At 34.5% G+C, this 21,502-nt stretch carries 19 protein-coding genes; 18 read left to right on the forward strand and 1 reads right to left on the reverse strand.

What is annotated here, in order from left to right:
- The first annotated feature begins 4 nt into the window (after positions 1-4).
- Genes BQ7474_RS01530 through BQ7474_RS01545 form a run of 4 tightly spaced genes read left to right on the forward strand, consistent with a single transcriptional unit; the run spans position 5 to position 4,523 of the window.
- A complete protein-coding gene (locus BQ7474_RS01530) occupies positions 5-691 on the forward strand; it encodes a TgpA N-terminal domain-containing protein (RefSeq protein WP_073997307.1) in 687 nt (228 codons plus the stop codon).
- Entirely contained in the window at positions 684-1,322 is a 639-nt protein-coding gene (locus BQ7474_RS01535; protein WP_073997308.1) for a redox-sensing transcriptional repressor Rex, read from the forward strand. The genes BQ7474_RS01530 and BQ7474_RS01535 overlap by 8 nt, the downstream gene beginning before the upstream one ends.
- On the forward strand, positions 1,322-3,247 hold the full coding sequence (abc-f, locus tag BQ7474_RS01540) for a ribosomal protection-like ABC-F family protein (RefSeq protein WP_073997309.1): 1,926 nt from the start codon (positions 1,322-1,324) through the stop codon (positions 3,245-3,247). The genes BQ7474_RS01535 and abc-f overlap by 1 nt, the downstream gene beginning before the upstream one ends.
- 25 nt (positions 3,248-3,272) lie before the next feature.
- Positions 3,273-4,523, forward strand: coding sequence for an AI-2E family transporter (locus BQ7474_RS01545; RefSeq protein WP_073997310.1), 1,251 nt, complete (start codon positions 3,273-3,275; stop codon positions 4,521-4,523).
- A 6-nt stretch (positions 4,524-4,529) separates the two neighbouring features.
- Here BQ7474_RS01545 and BQ7474_RS01550 read toward each other — a convergent pair whose 3' ends face one another.
- The gene (locus tag BQ7474_RS01550) at positions 4,530-5,138 is read right to left on the reverse strand and encodes a thiamine diphosphokinase (RefSeq protein WP_073997311.1); all 609 of its coding nucleotides are present in this window, start codon (positions 5,136-5,138) and stop codon (positions 4,530-4,532) included.
- A 104-nt stretch (positions 5,139-5,242) separates the two neighbouring features.
- Between BQ7474_RS01550 and BQ7474_RS01555 the strand changes: the two genes are divergently transcribed.
- From BQ7474_RS01555 to yihA, 14 genes are all read left to right on the forward strand, one after another.
- Entirely contained in the window at positions 5,243-6,448 is a 1,206-nt protein-coding gene (locus tag BQ7474_RS01555; RefSeq protein WP_073997312.1) for an AI-2E family transporter, read from the forward strand.
- Complete coding sequence (locus BQ7474_RS01560) at positions 6,432-7,055, forward strand: hypothetical protein (RefSeq protein ID WP_073997313.1); 624 nt, start codon at positions 6,432-6,434, stop codon at positions 7,053-7,055. The genes BQ7474_RS01555 and BQ7474_RS01560 overlap by 17 nt, the downstream gene beginning before the upstream one ends.
- Positions 7,042-7,353, forward strand: a complete 312-nt coding sequence (locus BQ7474_RS01565; RefSeq protein WP_073997314.1) for a YqfO family protein — start codon at positions 7,042-7,044, stop codon at positions 7,351-7,353. The genes BQ7474_RS01560 and BQ7474_RS01565 overlap by 14 nt, the downstream gene beginning before the upstream one ends.
- A gap of 9 nt (positions 7,354-7,362) precedes the next feature.
- Entirely contained in the window at positions 7,363-8,871 is a 1,509-nt protein-coding gene (gene malQ / locus BQ7474_RS01570; protein WP_073997315.1) for a 4-alpha-glucanotransferase, read from the forward strand.
- Entirely contained in the window at positions 8,864-11,251 is a 2,388-nt protein-coding gene (locus BQ7474_RS01575; RefSeq protein ID WP_177343660.1) for a glycogen/starch/alpha-glucan phosphorylase, read from the forward strand. Before malQ ends, BQ7474_RS01575 begins: the two co-directional genes overlap by 8 nt.
- Positions 11,252-11,261: 10 nt before the next feature.
- Entirely contained in the window at positions 11,262-12,053 is a 792-nt protein-coding gene (locus tag BQ7474_RS01580) for a ZIP family metal transporter (protein WP_073997316.1), read from the forward strand.
- A gap of 110 nt (positions 12,054-12,163) precedes the next feature.
- Positions 12,164-12,982 carry a diadenylate cyclase CdaA gene (cdaA, locus tag BQ7474_RS01585; protein ID WP_073997317.1) on the forward strand — a complete coding sequence of 273 codons (819 nt, stop codon included), beginning with the start codon at positions 12,164-12,166 and terminating at the stop codon, positions 12,980-12,982.
- Positions 12,969-13,940, forward strand: a complete 972-nt coding sequence (locus BQ7474_RS01590; protein WP_073997318.1) for a CdaR family protein — start codon at positions 12,969-12,971, stop codon at positions 13,938-13,940. Before cdaA ends, BQ7474_RS01590 begins: the two co-directional genes overlap by 14 nt.
- Complete coding sequence (locus tag BQ7474_RS01595) at positions 13,930-15,246, forward strand: CCA tRNA nucleotidyltransferase (RefSeq protein ID WP_073997319.1); 1,317 nt, start codon at positions 13,930-13,932, stop codon at positions 15,244-15,246. Before BQ7474_RS01590 ends, BQ7474_RS01595 begins: the two co-directional genes overlap by 11 nt.
- Positions 15,247-15,300: 54 nt before the next feature.
- Positions 15,301-16,671 (forward strand): trigger factor, encoded by a 1,371-nt coding sequence (tig, locus tag BQ7474_RS01600; protein ID WP_073997320.1) that lies wholly within the window; start codon positions 15,301-15,303, stop codon positions 16,669-16,671.
- A 36-nt stretch (positions 16,672-16,707) separates the two neighbouring features.
- Positions 16,708-17,307, forward strand: coding sequence for an ATP-dependent Clp endopeptidase proteolytic subunit ClpP (gene clpP / locus BQ7474_RS01605; protein WP_044567399.1), 600 nt, complete (start codon positions 16,708-16,710; stop codon positions 17,305-17,307).
- Positions 17,307-18,530, forward strand: coding sequence for an ATP-dependent Clp protease ATP-binding subunit ClpX (clpX, locus tag BQ7474_RS01610; protein WP_073997321.1), 1,224 nt, complete (start codon positions 17,307-17,309; stop codon positions 18,528-18,530). Before clpP ends, clpX begins: the two co-directional genes overlap by 1 nt.
- Positions 18,531-18,586: 56 nt before the next feature.
- A complete protein-coding gene (lon, locus tag BQ7474_RS01615) occupies positions 18,587-20,917 on the forward strand; it encodes an endopeptidase La (RefSeq protein WP_073997322.1) in 2,331 nt (776 codons plus the stop codon).
- Positions 20,914-21,501 carry a ribosome biogenesis GTP-binding protein YihA/YsxC gene (yihA, locus tag BQ7474_RS01620; protein ID WP_073997323.1) on the forward strand — a complete coding sequence of 196 codons (588 nt, stop codon included), beginning with the start codon at positions 20,914-20,916 and terminating at the stop codon, positions 21,499-21,501. Before lon ends, yihA begins: the two co-directional genes overlap by 4 nt.
- Position 21,502: the final 1 nt, after the last annotated feature.

Below are 21,502 nucleotides of genomic sequence, written 5' to 3' on the forward strand. Positions count from 1 at the left end.
CAATATGAACAAAAGATTTGAAAAAGTCCTAAGTCAAACAATAAGCATTATAATCCTAATATTATTTGTGACTACAATAATCTCTATGAGATCTCCAATTTGGATAGTCACATATGTATGGGCCTTTGCTTTTTTACTTGCCTGGATTTTGATGCTTGTTTTTGCCCTTCATATACTCTTAGAAAAAGACGCATTTGGTTTTTCTATACTAACGGCCATACTTACTGCCATAGCCTTTGGATTGCTTAGCATACCAGCTATACTTGTTCTATCAAGGTTTGTGCCACAGATGCCATCAACTATAAGCTTTGCTAATCAGTTGCTAAACCAAAACAGTCAAATGATTTTATACACAAGCCTTATAGTTTTGTATATTTTTCACCTAATAAACTCACTAAAACTTAAAAGTTCTATGAGCAAAAATAAAGATTTATCAGAAGAAAGTCTAGCTTATGACTATGAAGATACATCAGATGATAATTTATTTGATGATAATCTTAAGGAAGAAAATAAAGAAATTACCCAAGAAACTAATAATATTTCTAGTGAAGACCTAAAAATTGGTGAAAAAATTGTCTTTGAATCTAACAATGATGAAAAAATAGAGTATAATACTGAAAAAGTGATTCTTGTAGAAGATTTAACAGATGAAGATTTAATCAATGAAGAAGGCGAGGGAAATAATGGTTAAAGACAACGGAGTATCTCTATCAGTAATTAAAAGATTACCAAAGTACTACAGATATTTAGAAAGTATCAACGATAAGGGAATTGTGAGAGTATCATCAAAAGAACTTTCTGAGATCACAGGCCTTACAGCCAGCCAAATCAGACAAGACTTGAACCACTATGGTTGCTTTGGTCAACAAGGATATGGCTACAATGTAAGAGATCTTATGGACGAATTATCAAAGATAATAGGTGTTGATAAAGAATACCATATGGTGCTAATCGGTTATGGTAATATAGGCCATGCCCTTTATCAATACGAGTCTTTCAAGACCTTAGGCTACAAATTTAGTGCGGTTTTTGATAAAGAACCAAATAAGAATGTACCTGATGACTTTAAAATAGAAGATATAGAAAACCTTGCTACTTATCTTGAAAACAACAAAGTAGATATAGGAATAATTGCAACTCCAAAAGAAGCAAGCCAAGATATTTGCGATATACTTTGTGAGGGCAATGTAAAGGGTATATGGAATTTTTCTCCAGTAGATTTAAAAACAAAAAATGGAGTAGTGTTAGAAAATGTACACTTGGATGAATCACTGTTTACACTTACATATTTCATCAACTCTCCACAGGACTATAACTTTTAATGAATATATTATCAGCAAGCAATTTAAGTAAGTCTTATCCTACTAGGGATATTTTTACTAATATTAGCTTTATAATAGAAAAGGGTGATAAGGTTGGTCTTATTGGTAACAATGGGGCTGGCAAATCCACCCTTTTTAAAATCTTAGTAGGAGAAATATCTAAGGATAGTGGAGAAATCTATATACCAAACGGACTGAAGATTGGCTATCTAAAACAACAACTATCTACTGACACTGACCAAAGCATCTATGATCATTGTATGGGAGTTTTTTCAAATCTTATCGGTATCGAAAAAGAGCTTAGGCAGATAGAAAAAGAACTAACAAGAACAGACCTTTCTGAAGATCAAATGCAAAAGCTCTTGGAAGATCACAATAGGTTATTTGAAAAATTTGAAAAAAATAACGGATACTCTATAAAGTCAGAACTTGAGGGGACTCTAAAGGCCATGGGATTTGAATCTGAGGACTTTGATAAGAGCATATCTACCCTATCAGGTGGACAAAAGGCAAGGGTAGAGCTTGCCTATCTCTTGTTAGAAAAGCCAGATTTGATTTTACTAGATGAACCTACCAACCACTTGGATATCAAGGCCATCAGATTTTTGGAAAATTTTATTAAAAACTATGAGGGATCCGTTGTGGTAATTTCCCACGATAGGTACTTTTTGGATGCGACTGTAAATAAAGTTTTTCTTATGGAAAATGGGTCGCTTAATATTTATGCGGGCAATTACACAAGCTTTATTAAAAAAAGAAAAAAAGACTTAGAAGTTAGGCTACACCAATACAAGAGCCAGCAAAAGGAAATAGCCAGACAAGAAGAAATTATTGATAGGCTAAAAAACCAAGGTGGTTCCAAAAGAAAAAGAGGAATATCTCAATCAAGATCTAGGCAAAAACTTCTTGACAAGATGGAAAGAATTGAGGCGCCAGATCAAATATCCAATGCGATGAAGCTAAAATTCACCCCAAGGATCCAAAGTGGGGAAGATGTTCTTAAGGTTTCTAAACTTTCAAAAACTTATGACGAGAAAGAAATTTTCAAGAATATTAGCTTTGATATTTTCAGAAATGAGAGGACAGCTATCATTGGCGAAAATGGAGTTGGAAAAACAACTTTGTTTAAAATCATCTTGGCTGAAGAGATTCCATCCTCAGGCAAAATAAAAATTGGTCAAAGTGTAAATATCGGATATTTTGACCAGGAACAAAAATCTTTGAATTTGTCTAATACAATATTTGAAGAAATATCAGAAACTTATCCAATGCTAACTAACTTTGAAATCAGATCATATTTGGCCAAGTTTATGTTCTACAACGAAGATGTGGATAGAGAAATATCTGAGCTTTCCGGTGGTGAGCGTGCTAGAATATCGCTTTTAAAACTAATGATATCTGACACCAACTTTATCCTAATGGATGAGCCAACCAACCACCTAGACATTGATTCAAAGGAAATCTTAGAAGATGCCATACTTGACTATGAAGGAACTGTTTTAATTATAAGCCACGACAGGTATTTCTTAAACAAAATTGCAGTCAAAATCCTTGAAATGAAAGATGATGGTATGAGCGAATACCTTGGTAATTATGATTATTATGTTGAAAAGCAAAAAGAAATGATAGCTAAGGATGAAGAAAGTCAGGCTATTTCAAAAACCCAGCTAAATAAAGAAAAAAAGAAGCAAAATCTTAAACGCAACGAGATAAAAAAAATAAAAAATGATATTAAAAAAATCGAACAGAGGATGGATGAAGTTGAAGAAAGATTAGGAGAACTAAATGAGATCACTTTATCAGCTGATTTCTATCAAGACCAAGACTTGGTAAAAGATATATTTGCTGAGATAAAATCTTTGGAAGAAGAAAAAGAAAACTTAGACGAAGCTTGGTTAAAAATGAACTTGTCCTTGGAAGGATAGACTTTAAATAATAGGAAGGAAAATAATGAAGATTACCAACAACTTGGATAGAAAATCCAAAAATAATTTAAAAGTTGGTCTTATCTTGTTACTGGCTTTTTTTACTTTATGGTATGTAGAGCCAGTTAGCTCTTTTTTGGTAAGTACTTATGCTGTCATAAGACCAATTTTGTTGGGCTTTGCAATAGCTTTTGTCATAAACTTACCTATGAACTTTTTTCAAGAGAAAGTTTTTGGCAGACTATTTGACCCCAAAAAGCATAAAAAACTTATACTAATCTTATCTCTGATATTTAGCTGGCTCATATTCTTTGGGGCAGTTACCTTGATTTTATTAGTAATAATACCAGAGACCATTAATGCATCTCAGACTGCTATAAAAAATATTCCAGCCTTTGCTGATGCACTTATAAAATATACAGAGAAAATACCAGCGTTAAACAAAGCTATAGTTGATATTAGAAATCAATTTGAAAGTTTTGATATAAACAATATATCCGACAAAATAACAAGCTACCTAAGTGGTGAGGGATCAAATGTCCTTAACCGTGCTCAAAGCATATTATCATCAGTTAGTTCGGCTCTGATTGCTATTGCAATGGGTTTCATATTTTCAATTTATGTAAGCATCAATAAGAAGAGCTTAAAAATAAACGCCAATAAGTTCTTGTATGCAAACTTTGATGAGGATAGGGCAGATACAATAAATTATGTTTCAAAACTAACTTATGATGCCTTTGCCAAATTTTTGGACACAAGATTTTTGTCATGCTTTGTACTGGGAGTATTAAATTACATTGGGATGAAGATCTTGCAATTACCATATGCTGGCATGATTTCAATCTTGGTTGGAGCTCTCGATATTATCCCATATTTTGGACCAATTATTGCGGCTGCCTTTGGAATGCTTATGATTTTTATCCAATCACCATTTCAATCATTAGTATTTATAATATTTTTGATAATACTTCAACAAGTCCAAGAAAATATTTTCTATCCATTAGTTATTGGCAAACACTCCGGACTTCCAGCTATATGGATTTTTGTTTCTGTATTTTTGGGTGGTAGATTATTTGGAATCATGGGAATGATTTTATTTATGCCGCTTGCAACAGTCTTTTATACCTTAAAAGAAGACAGGACTATCAGAAAATTAAAAGAAAAAGAAGTCGATGATCAAAGCTTAGGAGAAAAGGCAAATAAAAGCTTTGAGCAAATGCGCAAAGAAAGACTAGAAAAAGATTTTACGAAAAAAGAAGTAGAGCAAATAATGTAATTTGCCCTACTTTTTTTCAAATATAATAAGAATATAACCATCTTTTATTTCTATAGTAAAATCTCTGCCACAAGTTTCATTTGATACTCCTAGGCTATCGGATATCTCCATATCATAATTATCAAGTTCATAGTAAAGCCCATTTATAGTAAGGCCCTTGGCGACTTCAGATAGGGCAAATATTGACACATAATAATCATCTTCAAATTTTTGTGAAAGTTTATCTCCTATAATTATTAGTTCCTTATTCTTTGATTTAAGCCTTACATCTATGCCCATCTTTTTAAATTCGAGAGCATTTCTAATATTTGATATAGTGTGGGACTCACGTCCTCCTAAGCCTCCATATATTATTATTTCCTTATAGCCCTTTTCTAGGGCGATTTTCATGGCTGACTTTGTATCTGTATCATCTTTAATGGGACTTAATTTTATAACATTTTCACTTTCAGGTAGGCTAGTTGAATCAAAGTCTCCTACAATAAAGTCAGCTTCTAGGCCTTCCTTTTGTACATATTCATAGCCCTTATCAGCAGCAATTACTAGGTCATCATCATTGATTTGGTCAAAAAAGCCATCAAATTCGCCACCAGCGATTATATAACATTTACTCAAAATTTCCTCCTTAGGATTTCTTATATAGATTATATACCAAATTTTATTTTAGAGAAAAAATATCATTAGGGGTAAAATTATTATAAATTATTAGGAGAGAATAAATGCACAAATTAGATGAACAAACAAAAAACATACTCAAAATATTACTGATAGGACTTGGGGTATTTTTTACCTTCTGGTATCTTAGGGAAATTTTGGATTTTGTGGGCAAATTTATAAGAATTATCCAACCATTCATCATAGGCTTTATGTTAGCCTACATCATAAATATACCTATGAACTTTTTCTATAGGTTAATAAGAGAAAATTACAAGGATCCAAAGCAGGAGAAGGCAATTCGTGGCGTATCTCTAGTTTTATCCTGGATATGTGTCTTGCTATTTTTAACCTTGCTATTAAATATATTTATTCCACAAATTATCAAATCTGCTTTAACCTTAAGCCGTAAATGGCCAGTTTTTGTAGATGAAACCTATAAAATTTTGAAGAATAATTCCCTAACAGAAAACTATGCTAATGATTTTAGGGAAATAACTGAGGATGTAAATTGGCTAAGTGTGAATGGACCTATTTTTAAATATATAAACACCAACAGCAAATCATTGCTAACTATGACTTCAAGTATAATAAATTCAATTGGTTCAAGTGCCATTACTATATTTACTGTGGTTGTCTTTTCAATCTTTGTACTTATTTATAAAGATATGCTAAAATTAAATGGAAATAAGTTGCTCTATGCTTTTCTAGATGAAAAAGATGCGGACTATGTAAATAAAGTTTTTTCTTTATCCTACCACACCTTTAAAGACTACATTTATTCTAGAATGATATCAGTGGCCTTGCTTATTGTCCTAACTTATATTGGTATGATAATTTTTGCTATACCAAATGCGCCTATGATTTCAATATTGGTGGGACTATCTGATTTGATCCCAATCTTTGGTCCTATAGCTGGAGCTGGAATATCTGCAGTAATTATATTTATTGAATCTCCAATCAAGGCCCTTATATTTTTGATATATGATGTGATTATGCAACAAGTTCAAGAAAATGTAATCTATCCTGCCATTGCCGATGCCCAAGTTGGTTTACCTGCCGTTTGGGTCTTGGCTTCAGTAACTATAGGTGGTTCACTTTTTGGTATTGTTGGTATGCTTGTTAGTATCCCAGTTGCTTCTGTTTTATACACCTTAGCCCATGAAAAAGTTGAACAAAGGCTTATGAAGAAAGGTTTTAATCAAAAAGATATTATGGATAAGCAAAAGAAAAATTTTATTGAAGGATACAAAGATGAAACTAAAAAATAGCCAAGTAGGTAAGTTTGTGCCAATAAGAGTACCTCAGGGTATTTACTACGGTGGTTTTCAAAATTCTCTCATGCACATGGGAGTCAATAAATTTTATAGAGACAGGTCTTGCGTGGTGACAGCTTTTACCAACACCTATCTTTATCTCTACCACAGAGATGAAATCTTTAGCCTTGAAGAATACAATGCCTATCATTATGAATTTTTTAAAAAACTCAGACCCCATGCCAATGGAGTGCCAACAGCACTTGCCCTTGATAGAAGGAGCAAGAGAATAATAACTAATAGGAATCTTAAAGTTAATAGTCATATTATGGAAGAGTTTATGTTTAAGAAGAAAAGCAAAAATCAAAAGATTGACTTTATCAATGAAGCTTTGTATAGGGATTTGCCTGTAATTTTTATCAATTGGTTAAGCCCTGAGGTAAAAGTTATGAGCCATCATGGAGTGACGATTACCGAATGTAACGATATGGGAGATCACCATGAGCTTCTTATATCAAGTTGGGGCAGGCCATACAGGGTCGATTTTGACCAATTTGAAAGACAAAGTAGAACTTATAGTGGACTTATATATTTTGAAAGGAAAGATTGTGGCATATCTTAAATGTGAGCTTTATATACCTGATGAAGATAAATGGAATCTAATAGATGCACTAAACAAAGAAGGATTTTTATATGATGAAGGCTATGATAAAGTCTTTGCAGAAAGTCCTGTGATAGGTCATTTTACACCTCTAGAAGGTTCAAATCCCGACATAGGGAATATAGGAGAGCACACTACTGTAAATGAAGCAAAGTTAGAATTTAGGATAAAAGAAATTGATAAGGACAGAGTTTTTATGATTATAAAAGAAAACCATCCTTACGAAGTTCCTGTTATTAATTTTATGAAACTAGTTTAAGGAGATTTGATGAAAAAAGTACAAGACAGATTACAAAGAGGCAATGGCCTTATAATGCCTATATTTTCAATACCTTCAGCTTATGGAATAGGAACTTTTGGCAAAGAAGCCTATAATATTGTAGATTTTATATCTGATGCTTCTATTAGGTATTGGCAAATTTTGCCATTGGGACAAACTTCATATGGTGATAGTCCCTACCAATCATTCTCATCTTTTGCTGGCAATCCATACTTTGTAGACTTGGATATGCTAATAGAAGATGGGCTTTTGGAAAAAGAAGACTTGGAGTCTTTAAACTTTGGAGATAACGATAGCTATGTCGACTATGCTATCCAATATAATCTAAGATATAGGATACTTGAAAAAGCCTATGAAAATTCCAAGGGCAAACTCGATAAGGAAATCAAAAAGTTTAGGAAAGAAGAAGCATTTTGGATTGAAGATTATGCTTTATTTATGGCTATCAAACGTGACTCTCTTGACATTAGTTGGATTGAATGGGACGAGAAATTACGTGATAGGGACAAAACTGCTCTAAAAGAATTTAAAGAAAAACACCAAGAAGATATTGATTTTTATATTTTCATCCAATATGAATTTTTTAAACAATGGAATGAACTAAAAAAATACGCTAACAGGAGAAATATTCAAATCATCGGAGACTTACCAATATACGTGGCATATGACTCTTGCGATGCTTGGGTCAATTCTGATATATTGAAGTTAGATCCAGAAAGCAAAGAAGCAATAACAGTTGGAGGAGCTCCGCCAGATGCCTATTCTGAAGATGGTCAGCTTTGGGGCAATCCTGTATACGATTGGGATAAGATGAAAAAAGACTCTTATAGCTTCTGGGAAAAAAGAATAGAGATGGCCTTTAGGACCTATGATCTGCTAAGACTCGATCATTTTAGGGGATTTGAAAAGTTCTATGCCATACCTGCAAGTGATGAAAACGCCAAATTTGGTGATTGGATAGAAGCTGGTGGCTATGACTTTTTTGATCATATCAAAAAGAAATTCCCAGATAAGCAATTTATTGCTGAAGATTTAGGATATATAACAAAAGAGGTAGATGACCTAAAAGATACTTATGGTTTTCCGGGCATGAATGTTATCCAATTTGCCTTTTCAGAGAACTTTGATAGCAATTACCTACCTCACAATTACTTGAGAAACTCAGTAGTTTACTCATCAACCCACGACTCATCAACCCTAAGAGGTTGGCTTGAAACTTTGGATGAGGAAGACTTAGAGTTAGTAGAAAGGTACTTTGGTCTTGAGGATGGCGATGACTACCAATGGAGGATTATCAGAAATCTAATGGCCTCAGTTTCTGATTTGGCTGTGTTTGAAATCCAAGATTTCTTAGAATTGGATAATACTTCGCAAATCAATAGGCCAGGAACTCTGGGTGATAATTGGAAGTGGAGAGCAAAGAAAGAAGATTTTACTGAAGATCTGGCACTAAGGATTAAAGAAATGTCCAGATTATATGGGAGATACAATGGATAAAATAGAAAAAAATAGATTTATAGAAAATTATGTAGAAAACCTACAGAGAATTACTCTAAAAAGTTTTGATGAGACAAGCGAAAAAGATAAATACGATGCCCTTTGCGATACAATAATGGAACGTATAAACCAAAGTTGGAGGCAAAGTAAGGCAAATGCTCGCTATGAGAAAAGTGCTTATTATTTTTCTGCAGAGTTTTTGGTGGGTAAGTCACTAGGAAATAATCTCATAAACTTAGGTATTTATGATGAAGTAAAAGAATTATTAGATGAAATTGACATTGACTTTGAAGCCATAGAAGATTATGAAGACGATGCAGCTTTGGGTAATGGTGGCTTAGGCAGACTTGCTGCTTGTTTTATGGACTCCGCAGCAACTCAAGATATCAATATGTACGGCTATGGAGTTCGATACCGCGAGGGTATTTTCAAGCAGACTTTTGAAAATGGATTCCAGGTAGAACATGGAGATAGCTGGATAAAAGATGGAGATGGTTGGTCTATTAGGGTTGATTCAGACTCAAGAATTGTTAATTTTAGGGACCAACAGGTAAAGGCCGTTCCATATGATATGCCAGTTGTAGGATATAAAAATGGTAAGGTCAACACCCTAAGATTATGGCAAGCAGAACCATTTGAAGAATTTGAATTCGATAAGTTCAACAACTTTGAGTACGATGCAGCAGTTGCCAAAAAGAACAGGGCAGAGGATATAACAAGGGTTTTATATCCAAATGATATGCAAAGAGCTGGTAAAGTTCTAAGACTTAAGCAACAATATTTCTTTGTATCTGCTTCGATCCAAGACTTGGTAGAAAAATATAAGAGGTATTTCTCAGATGATATGCGCTTTATAAACTTCCACAAATACCATGTCATCCAACTAAACGACACTCATCCAAACATAGCAATTGCTGAACTAATCAGAGTTTTGGTGGACGAAAATGGCCTTGATTTTGACCAAGCACTTGATATCTGCAAGAAAGTATTTGCCTTTACTAACCATACAGTTCTTCAAGAAGCTATTGAAAAATGGCCAATAGACATAGTAGAGGAAGTTTCTCCAAGATGTCTAGAAATCATCTATCAAATCAATGATAGCTTGGTAAAACATTTCAAAGAAGAGGGCATGACTGATTATGAAATTGATCCGTATAGGATAGTTATAAATGATCAAGTTCATATGGCAAATCTTGCCATATATGTAGGATTTTCTGTTAATGGCGTTGCAGCCCTTCACACAGATATACTTAAAGCTGATACCTTTAAACATTGGTACCAAATATTCCCAGATAAATTTAATAACAAGACAAACGGTATAACACCAAGAAGGTGGTTGGTGTACTCAAACCGTCTATTATCAAGCTTTATTACAGAAAAACTTGGCAATGACAATTGGATCTACAACTTAGACGAACTAAAAGGCTTAGAAAAATTTGCTGATGATGAGGCAACATTAAAAGAGCTATGGGATATAAAACAAAAAAATAAAAAACGCCTGGCTTCTTATATTCTTGAACACGAAGGAATCAAAATTGACCCAGAATCAATTTTTGATATTCAAGTAAAGAGAATCCACGAATACAAACGTCAACACTTAAATATACTTCACATAATATATTTATATCACCAGCTTAAGAAAAATCCTGACATGGACTTTTACCCAACAACCTTTATCTTTGGTGGAAAGGCAGCTCCAGGATATTTCAGAGCCAAGGGCATAATAAAGCTTGCCAATGAAGTGGCAGAAGTTGTTAATAATGACCCAGATGTAAATAAGAAAATGAAAGTTGTTTTTGTAGAAAACTTTAGAGTTTCTTATGGAGAAAAGATATATCCAGCAGCAGATGTCAGTGAACAAATATCAACAGCTGGAAAAGAAGCTTCTGGAACCGGCAATATGAAATTTATGCTAAATGGCGCTCCAACTCTTGGAACTTTTGATGGTGCAAATATTGAAATATTTGAAGAAGCTTCCGAAGAAAACAACTACAGATTTGGAGCAAGTGTAGAAGAACTAATGGAAATTGAGGGATCCTACAATCCTAGAAAGCTTTACCAAACAGATATGGATATTAAAGATGCGGTTGATGCCCTAGTAAATGGAGAGCTTGATGACAACAATTCCTACATGTTCCTTGATATTTACAATGAATTGATCAATCCACAAGATGGTTCTCGTGGAGATAGGTATTTCATCTTAGAAGACTTTGAGTCTTACAAAAAAGCCCATGAGCAAATAAATATTGACTACAGAGACAAACTAGCATGGTCAAAAAAATGTCTGATAAATATTGCTAATGCTGGATATTTCTCATCAGATAGGACTATTATTGACTATGCAGATGACATTTGGAAGATAGATTCTCCAAATTATTAGGTAGTAGCTTATGAATTCACAAGTTTTTTGGGGGGTAATGATTCCTTTAATCGGCACATCCTTGGGTTCAGCCCTAGTATTTGTCATGAGAGATCAGATTGACCCAAAAGTTCAAAAGGGCCTATCAGGTTTTGCAGCAGGAGTTATGGTTGCGGCAAGTATCTGGTCACTTTTGATACCGGCTATGGATATGGTCGAAGTCAAAATGGACAAATTAAGCTGGATACCAGCAACAGTTGGGTTTTTAATAGGGATATTTTTCTTGTTGTTTTTGGACAATTCTATACCCCACCAACATATTGACTCAGACCAACCTGAGGGACCAAAAAATAATTTAAGATCAACGACAATGATGGTCCTAGCTGTGGTAATCCACAATATTCCTGAAGGAATGGCAGTTGGTGTTACCTACGCTGGTGCAATATATGGCAAAGGATCTGTAAGTCTTGCCCAAGCCTTGGCCTTATCACTTGGTATAGCCATACAAAACTTTCCAGAAGGAGCTATTATATCAATGCCACTTAAGTCGGCTGGATTTGATAAGAAAAAATCTTTCTGGGCTGGAGTAGGATCAGGCGTTGTAGAGCCTATAGCAGCTCTTATTACCATCTTGTTATCGCAAATAATGATACCAATACTACCATATCTATTGTCATTTGCTGCTGGAGCTATGTTCTATGTAGTAGTAGAAGAGCTAATACCAGAAGCTACAGGAGAGGGTGAGAGTCATACCAACATAGGAACCCTTGGTTTTGCAGCAGGTTTTGCAATAATGATGATATTAGATGTTATGCTTGGATAATGATTATGCCCCTAATCCTTATAGGATATCGGGGCCTTTTTTTTGGCTATTTACTACCCTTTACTAGCAAAAAATAGTAACATATTAATAGAACTACAAAGAGGGGAATCATGAATTATCTTACAAATTTTATAAATTCTATACTACTGATTAGAATTACAGATATTATAGACATTGCAATAATAGCCTTTGCTGTCTACAAGCTATTTTCATTACTAAGAAATACCAGGGCAGAGCAAGTTTTAAATGGACTTGTTATCGTGCTGATTATTGCTTCATTAGCAGATATATTAAACTTAAACACTGTAAGTTGGGTTATGAACCAATTTTTGACTGTGGCTTTAGTATTCATAATAGTGGTCTTCCAGCCAGAACTAAGGTCAGCCCTTGAAAGGATAGGCCGTGGCAGGACGATTTTAACTCGCGATAGGGTCAAAAGAAACGAAAATACCATAGATGAACTAGTTAGAGCGGCAAGTTCCCTATCTCGACAAAAAATAGGGGCCCTTGTCGTAATCCAAAGAGAAGTTGGGCTAAATGATATAGTTGAAAGCGGAACTGAGCTTCATGCCGATGTATCAAGCGAACTACTAATAAATATATTCATTCCCAATACTCCTCTTCACGATGGTGCGGTTATAATAAGTGAGAATGAAATAATAGCAGCAGCTTGCTATTTACCACTATCAAATTCGAACACTATTTCTAAGGAATTAGGTACAAGACATAGGGCTGCCATAGGCATATCAGAAAGATCCGATTGTATTGTAGTAGTCGTATCTGAGGAGACAGGAAATATATCTGTTGTAGAAGGTGGCAGGATAGATAGGTATTTTGATGATGATTCGCTTAGCATCAGACTAAAAAAAGACTTGTTTTACCAACCAACTGACCAAGAAAAAAAGGATGATAACGATGAAACAGACTGATAACAAATTAAAAATCCTTTCAGTTCTACTAGCTATTTTTATGTGGACTTATGTTACTAATTCAACAAATCCCAATGTAAATAAAATTTACAGAGGCGTGCCAGTTGTTATAAAAAACCAAGACGACTTAGAAAGAAATGGCTACACCATTATAGGAAATAATGACAACATCACAACTACATTAAAGCTAAAGGGAAGCAGGGAAAAGCTTATAGACTTAAGACCTGAAAATATTTATGCATCAGTAGACATATCTGACCTGAAAGAAGGAGTCCAATCCTTAAATATAAAGGTGGACATACCAACTGGCATAAATGTGGAAGATGCCGATCCCAGTCAGCTTACCTTAAATATACAAAAAGTAATAGAAAAAAGATTACCTGTAAATTATGTTATATCTGATCAAATAAAAGATGGCAAAATTGTAGAACTTAACGAAATAAATCCCAAAGAGATAACTGTAAAAGGACCTGCCAGCGTTATAAACAAGGTGGACAGGGCAGAAGTAAAGATTGACGATCCAAGCCTTATAGATGGGCAAGTTCATAATGTCAATATAAATGTACTAGATCGTGCTGGCAAAAAGCTTGCCAACCTAGATATATCTGATGAGGATGCCAATATATCTTTTAGGGTTTTTGAGACAAAAAGAGTACCAATAAGAATTGATGCAACAGGTTCTATAAACCCATCCTATGAGCTATCAGAAGCATATACTGCTCCAGATTCTATAGTAATCAAAGGACCAGAATCCATCATCAAAGAAATAGATGAAGTTTTAACTGAGCCTATTAATATATTTAACCTAAAGACAGGTAAGAGTGGAGAAGTAAAGCTTAAACTACCAGAATCTGTTGAAGTATACGATGGAGATGATGTAGTGACTTACAAATTAGATGTTCAAAGAAAAGCAAGAGCTGGAATAGATACAAAGACTGAAGACGAAGATGACAAATGAAATCGTAGATAAACTTGAAGAAGCAGGATTTGAAACTTATCTTGTAGGTGGATGTATCAGAGATGAACTTTTGTCTCGAGATAACTATGATATAGATATCACAAGCAAGGCTAGGCCTAATCAAATTCTTGAAGTTTTCAAAGACTATAAGACTATCGATATAGGGAAAAAATTTGGAACAATAAAAGTTATTCTAAACTCACATGAATATGAAGTTACTACTATGAGAACAGAAAATTCCTATGATGACAAGAGGCATCCTAGCCGTGTTTATTACACTGATGATATCTATGAGGATTTGAAAAGACGTGATTTTACCATAAATGCTATGGCTAAGAGAAAGGGAATCATTATAGATCCCTTTAATGGTAAAGATGACTTAGAAAAGAAAATTATAAGGGCAGTTGGCAATCCTTATGATAGGATAAGTGAGGATATGTTAAGATCTTTGAGGGCTGTGCGATTTGCCACAGTTCTTGATTTTGATATTGATAAAGACTTAAAAGAAGCTATAAGAAGTCAAAGTAAAGCTATTAATGATATATCAAAAGAACGCATCCAAGATGAAATAAATAAGATTTTGTTAGCAGATAGACCCTCAAATGGCATAAGGATATTGGATGAATTAAATTTGCTGGAATATATCTTTCCAGAACTTACAAAAACAATTAATTTTGACCAGCATTCAAGCCACCATGCCGATGACGTATTTAACCACACACTTAAAGTATTGGATAAGACTCCTCCAATCCTAGAAATAAGGATGGCAGCCTTATATCATGATGTGGGCAAAATCGATACATTTTTTATTGATGAAAAAGGTGAAGGTAGATTTTTTGGTCACCAGAATCTTTCAGAAGAACTTTTGATAAAACGTCTTAAGGAATTGAAATATTCTAAAAAGTTTATAGAAAGCACATCTATTTTAGTAAAACGTCACATGGATAATACCAACACCTACAGCAAAAAATCCATTAGAAAGCTTCTTAGAAACATAGGCGAAGAAAATTTAATAAATTTATTTGCTCTACAAAGGGCGGACGTCTTATCAACCAAACATGCTGATGATTCTAATATCGACTTGGGACTTAGCCTCCTAGCTGAGGTAAAAGATGATGACATACCCAAGGGTCGCAATGAAATTAAAATCAATGGCAATGACCTAAAAGACCTAGGTTTTAAAGAGGGCAAAGAACTAGGGGATACCCTAAGAGAAATAGAAAACTTAATTTACGAAGAGAAACTAATCAACAATAAAAAAGATATTATAAATTACCTTAAAGAAAGCCTTGATATTGTTGATTGATAGCTAAATTGAAGTATATTAACAAAATGAGTAGCTATCAAGCAGGAGGAATAAATGACAGAATTAAAATCTCATGAAAATAATATTGCAAAATTTGAATTTGATGTAAAATATGACGACTTTGAAAAAGCTATAAACAAGGTTTATAACAGAAATAAGAAAAGATATAGACTAGATGGCTTTAGAGCTGGTCACGTACCTAGAAGAGTTCTAGAAAAAATGTACGGTCCAGAAATCTTCTACGATGAAGCTATCCAACTAGTATTCCCTGAACCTTATGAAAAAGCAATTGAAGAACTTCAACTTGAACCAATTGCTCAACCAAATGTTGACCTTGACGATATCGAAAAAGGCAAAGACATTACTTTCAAAGTTGATGTTGAAACAAAACCACATCCAGTATTAGGCGACTATGACAACCTAATCATAGAAGAAGTTGAAGCAGAAGTTACTGATGCTGATATCGAAAACGAATTAAAGAAACAACAAGAAGAAAATGCTAGATTAATCCCAGTAGAAGATAGAGAAGCTAAAGAAGGAGATACAGTAAATATCGACTTTGACGGCTACCTAGATGGAGAAAGATTTGAAGGCGGCAAGGCTGAAGATTACGATCTAGTATTAGGTTCTAAGACATTTATAGAAGGTTTCGAAGACCAAGTTGCTGGACACAAAGTTGGAGATAAATTTGATGTAAATGTAACATTCCCAGAAGATTACCAAGCAAAGGAATTCCAAGGCAAAGATGCAAAATTTGAAGTAGAAATCAACTCTATTACAGAAAAAGAACTACCAGAAATTGACGATGAATTTGCTATGGACATCTCAGAGTTTGAAACACTAGATGAACTAAAAGCTGACCTTAAAGAAAAGCTAAAAGAAGACAAGGAAAACTATAGAACAAATATGATGCAAAACCAAGCTATAGACGCTCTAGTAAGAGCAAGTGAAGTTAGTGCACCAGAATCTATGGTAAATAGTGAAATTGATATCGAGATGCAAAATCTTGACCAAAGATTACAACAAATGGGTATTAGCCTAGCTCAATATGTTGAAATGACACAAATGGATATCAATGAAATCAGAAACCAATACAAAGAACAAGCTGAAGCTAGAGTAAAAGCTAACCTTGTAATTGACGAAGTTGCTCTAAAAGAAGGCTTTGAAGTAAGTGATGAAGAAATCGAAGCTGAAATCAACGAATCAGCTAAGATGTATGGGGTTGATGATATCGAAAAATTCAAAGAAATCTTTAGCAAAAACGTATCTGATGATACAGTAAAAGAAAATATAAGAAGACGTAAGGCTGTTGAATTCTTAGTAGAAAAAGCAAAAGCTCTACCTCACGAAGAATACCACAAAGCAGTAGGTGAAGACCACGACCACAGCCACGAAGAAGATTCTAAAGAAGGCGAAGATAAATAAGATATCGCAAACCCTTAATATATAAGGAGATTTGTAATGAATACTAAAAATTACCTAGTTCCAACGGTAGTAGAACAAACAAACAAAGGCGAAAGAGCCTATGATATATACTCAAGACTTCTAAAGGATAGGATTATTTTCCTATCTGGAGAAGTAAACGATCAAATGAGTGATATCATCATCGCCCAACTCTTATTTTTGGAAAGCGAAGATCCAGATAAGGATATCCAATTTTATATCAATTCCCCAGGTGGAGTTGTTACAAGTGGTCTTGCTATATACGATACAATGAATTATATCAAACCTGATGTTTCAACTATCTGTATAGGCCAAGCTGCTTCAATGGGTGCAGTACTCTTATCATCTGGAGCAAAGGGCAAGAGATACTCTCTACCAAATTCAAATATAATGATCCACCAACCATCTGGTGGTGCCCAAGGTCAAGCCTCAGACATAGTGATCCAAGCTGAACAAATAATCAAAATCAAGGAAAGATTAAACAAGATTTTGGCAGATAATACTGGTCAAAAACTTGAAAAAATCGTAAAAGATACCGACAGGGACTTTGCTATGACAGCTCAGGAAGCCCTAGAATATGGACTAATTGACCAAGTAATTGAAAGTAAGTTAGACTAATGGCAAATATTGAAAACGACGATATAAGATGTTCATTTTGTGGCAAGGATTCTAGCCAAGTAAAAAGAATAATAGCTGGACCAAATGCATACATTTGTAATGAATGTATAGACCTTTGTTCTGAAATCATTAACAATGAAGTTGGATTTACTGAAGATGATGGCGAGGACTATGAACTTGAACTATCCACACCTGCAGAAATCGATGAATTTTTAAATGATTATGTTATTGGTCAAGATAAGGCAAAAAAGACCTTGGCAGTAGCTGTCTATAACCACTACAAACGCATTAGTTCCAATAATATAGACGATGAGGTCGAGCTTAACAAGTCAAATATTTTGATGCTAGGACCTACTGGTTCTGGTAAGACTCTCCTTGCTCAAACCCTTGCCAGAAAGCTCAATGTTCCATTTGCTATAGCAGATGCGACAAGTCTTACAGAAGCAGGTTATGTTGGCGAGGATGTCGAAAACATAATATTAAAACTAATTCAAGCAGCAGACTATGATATAGAAAAAGCTGAACATGGGATTATCTATGTAGATGAGATTGACAAGATTACTCGTAAGAGCGAAAATCCATCCATAACTCGTGATGTCTCAGGTGAGGGAGTCCAACAAGCCTTGCTAAAACTAATAGAAGGTACTGTTGCTAACGTTCCACCACAAGGTGGCAGAAAGCACCCAAGCCAAGAGTATATCCAGGTAGATACTTCAAATATTTTGTTTATACTTGGTGGAGCCTTTGATGGTATTGAAGATATCATCAATCGCAGACAAGCTCAAAAAACTATAGGTTTTGGTGCAGAGATCAAGTCAGTAGACCACAAGGCAAATCTAGCTGATGTGAATACAGAAGACTTATTAAAATTTGGTTTGATACCTGAATTTATTGGCAGGGTTCCAATAATAGTAACACTTGATAGCCTAGATTGTGATGCCCTAGTGAGAATATTAAAAGAACCAAAAAATTCGCTAATCAAGCAATACCAAAAAATGTTTGAATTAGATAATGTCAAATTGACTTTCAAGGATGATGCTGTTATTGAGATAGCTAACAAGGCTATAGCCCAAAAGACTGGAGCTCGTGGTCTTAGAACTATCCTTGAAGATTTGCTTTTAGATGTTATGTATGAAATACCATCAAAAACTGACATTAAAGAAGTCATTGTTACAAAAGAATCTATTGACGATAAGTCAAAGCTAAAATACAAGAAAAGATAAGAGAGATTTGAAAAGGGGGATGGCTTACCATTCCCTTTTTTGAGAGGAAAATATATATGAGCGATGTTTATAAAATAAGCACAAATGAATATCCTCTTGTTCCACTAAGGGGACTATGGGCATATCCAAATACCATACTTAATTTTGATTGTGCAAGGCCTATATCCAAAAAAGCCATAGAAGATGCGAACATTAGAAACACAGATGTGTTTTTAGTAAATCAAAAAAATGTATTTGAGGAAAACCCAAAGGCGGATGGACTCTATGATTTTGGTATGGTTGTAAGTATCAAGGAATCATTTAACTTGCCAAATGGAGATATTAGAGTCTATGTCCAAGCAAAGGCGATTGCAAAGATTGAAGAAGTAAAAATTGGCGAGGGATTCTACAGGGCAAGCGTCACTGAATATGAATATATAGAAGAAAATGAAAAAGACACTAAGAAAAAGCAAGCTCTTAGAAAACTACTTATAGAAGATTTCAAAACATATGTAGAGCTAGATGGCAATACTTTTGACGATTCAGTATTTTCCATAAGCGAAGTTACCAATCTTCATAGGTTGGCTGATATCATAATATACCACCTAGACTTAAGGGCAGATGAATATTATGAGCTTTTAGCAGAGCTTGATTGCGAAAAAAGACTAACCCTCCTTCACCAAATTCTTATGAAAGAAATAGACTTAAAAAATCTTTCTAATGAAATTGATCAAGAAGTTCAAGAAAATATCAACCAATCTCAAAAAGAATACTACTTAAGAGAAAAAATTGATGTCATAAAAAAAGAACTAAACGAGACGACAGGAGAATTTGACAACGAGACTGATCAATATAGGGAAAAAATAAAAAAACTCAAAATTGATAAGGACAGCAAGGAATCCTTGCTAAAAGATTTATCCCGCTTGGAAACAATACCAGAAATGAGTCCTGATTATGGAGTTATTAGTTCATACCTTGACTTCACAATAAACTTGCCATGGTCAAAAAAGACCAAAGATCTTCTAGACATAAAAAGAGCAGAAAAAGTCCTAAATGAAGATCACTATGGCCTAGATGAAGTAAAAGAGAGAATATTAGAATCAATCGCTGTAAGAATTAAGAACAAAAATAACCAAGGGTCTGTGATATGTTTAGTTGGACCTCCAGGAGTGGGAAAGACTTCTATAGCCAAATCTATAGCAAGGGCCCTTGACCGTAAATTTGTTTCTATGAGGCTTGGCGGTGTAACCGACGAAAGCGAGATTAGAGGCCACAGAAGAACCTACGTTGGAGCAATGGCTGGTAGACTTATGAACAATATCAACAGGTGTGGAGTCAAAAACCCAGTGTTTTTGCTAGATGAGATTGATAAATTGGGTTCTGATTTTAGGGGAGACCCTTCATCAGCACTTCTTGAAGTTCTAGATTCTGAACAAAATGATAAATTTATAGATAGATACCTAGATATTCCATTTGACCTATCAGATGTGTTTTTCATAACAACGGCCAATGACCCAAATGAAATTCCTGATCCCCTATACGATAGATTAGAGATAATAGAGGTCTCTGGCTATACAATGAACGAAAAATTAAATATAGGAAAAAAATATCTAATCAAAAAAGAATTGGAGAAAAATGGCCTCAAGGAAGACGAACTTACAATTTCTGATGCTGTGATAGAACATATAATCAAAAACTACACTAGAGAAGCTGGTGTTCGTGAACTAGAGCGACTTATTGATAAGATTTGTAGAAGAGCTGTAAAGGAAATCTTAGAAGGCAAAGATAAGGTTAGAGTTACAATGACAAACTACAATAAGTACCTAGGAAGAGAAAGGTTCTTAGACGATCATATCTCTCGTGAGGATAAGGTTGGAGTTGTAAATGGCCTTGCTTGGACATCTGTAGGCGGAACCATGCTAACCATTGAAGCAAATGTAATGGATGGCAAGGGTAGTGTAGAATTCACTGGATCTCTTGGGGATGTTATGAAAGAATCTGGCCAAGCAGCTATGACCTATATTAGGTCAAATGCCAAAGAACTAGGAATTCGTGGCAAATTCTATGACAACAAGGACATACACGTCCATATACCAGAGGGAGCAACTCCAAAGGACGGCCCATCTGCAGGTATAACTATGACAACAGCTATGGTATCTTCACTTACTGGCAAAAAGGTGAGAAACAACATAGCTATGACTGGTGAAGTAACTATAACAGGAACTGTTCTTCCAATAGGAGGACTAAAGGAAAAAGCCCTTGCAGCCTATTCATATGGAATAAGGGATGTAATAATTCCAGAGAAAAATAAGAAAGATACTGAAGATATACCAAAGGAAATCAGAGATAAGATTAACTTTATTGAAGTTTCCAATGTTTCTGAAGTATTAGATAGGGCCTTGATATGAAATTTAAAAGTATTGAATTAGAACAAGTAGCTGGATTTAAGTCCCAATGGCCAAGTGAAAATATCGAAGAAATTGCCTTTGTGGGCAGATCTAATGTTGGTAAATCCTCATTTATAAATGCTTTCCTGGGTAGAAAGTCTTTGGCTAAGACTTCGTCAATACCAGGCAAAACTAGGACTATCAATTTTTATAACATAGATAATAAATTTAGACTAGTAGATCTACCTGGTTACGGATATGCCAAGGTGAGCAAAAAAGAAAGGGAAAAGTGGGATAAATTAATAAACGAATATCTACATGATAGGGAAAACTTAAAGGAAGTCTTTCTCCTTGTAGATATTCGCCACGAACCAACTGACCTTGACCGCCAAATGTATGCTTGGATCATAGATTCAGGCTTTACTGGCTTTATTATTGCCACAAAATACGATAAAATTTCAAAAAATCAACTACAAAAACATATAAAGGCTATTATGAAGAAATTAGACGTTGAAGATGAGGGGCTGATATTTGCCTATTCATCTGAAAACAAGCACAATTTGGGCGTGATACACGAACAAATTGAAGTAATAATAAATAACTAGT

Source organism: Anaerococcus urinomassiliensis (assembly GCF_900128425.1).
Taxonomy (GTDB): domain Bacteria; phylum Bacillota; class Clostridia; order Tissierellales; family Peptoniphilaceae; genus Anaerococcus; species Anaerococcus urinomassiliensis.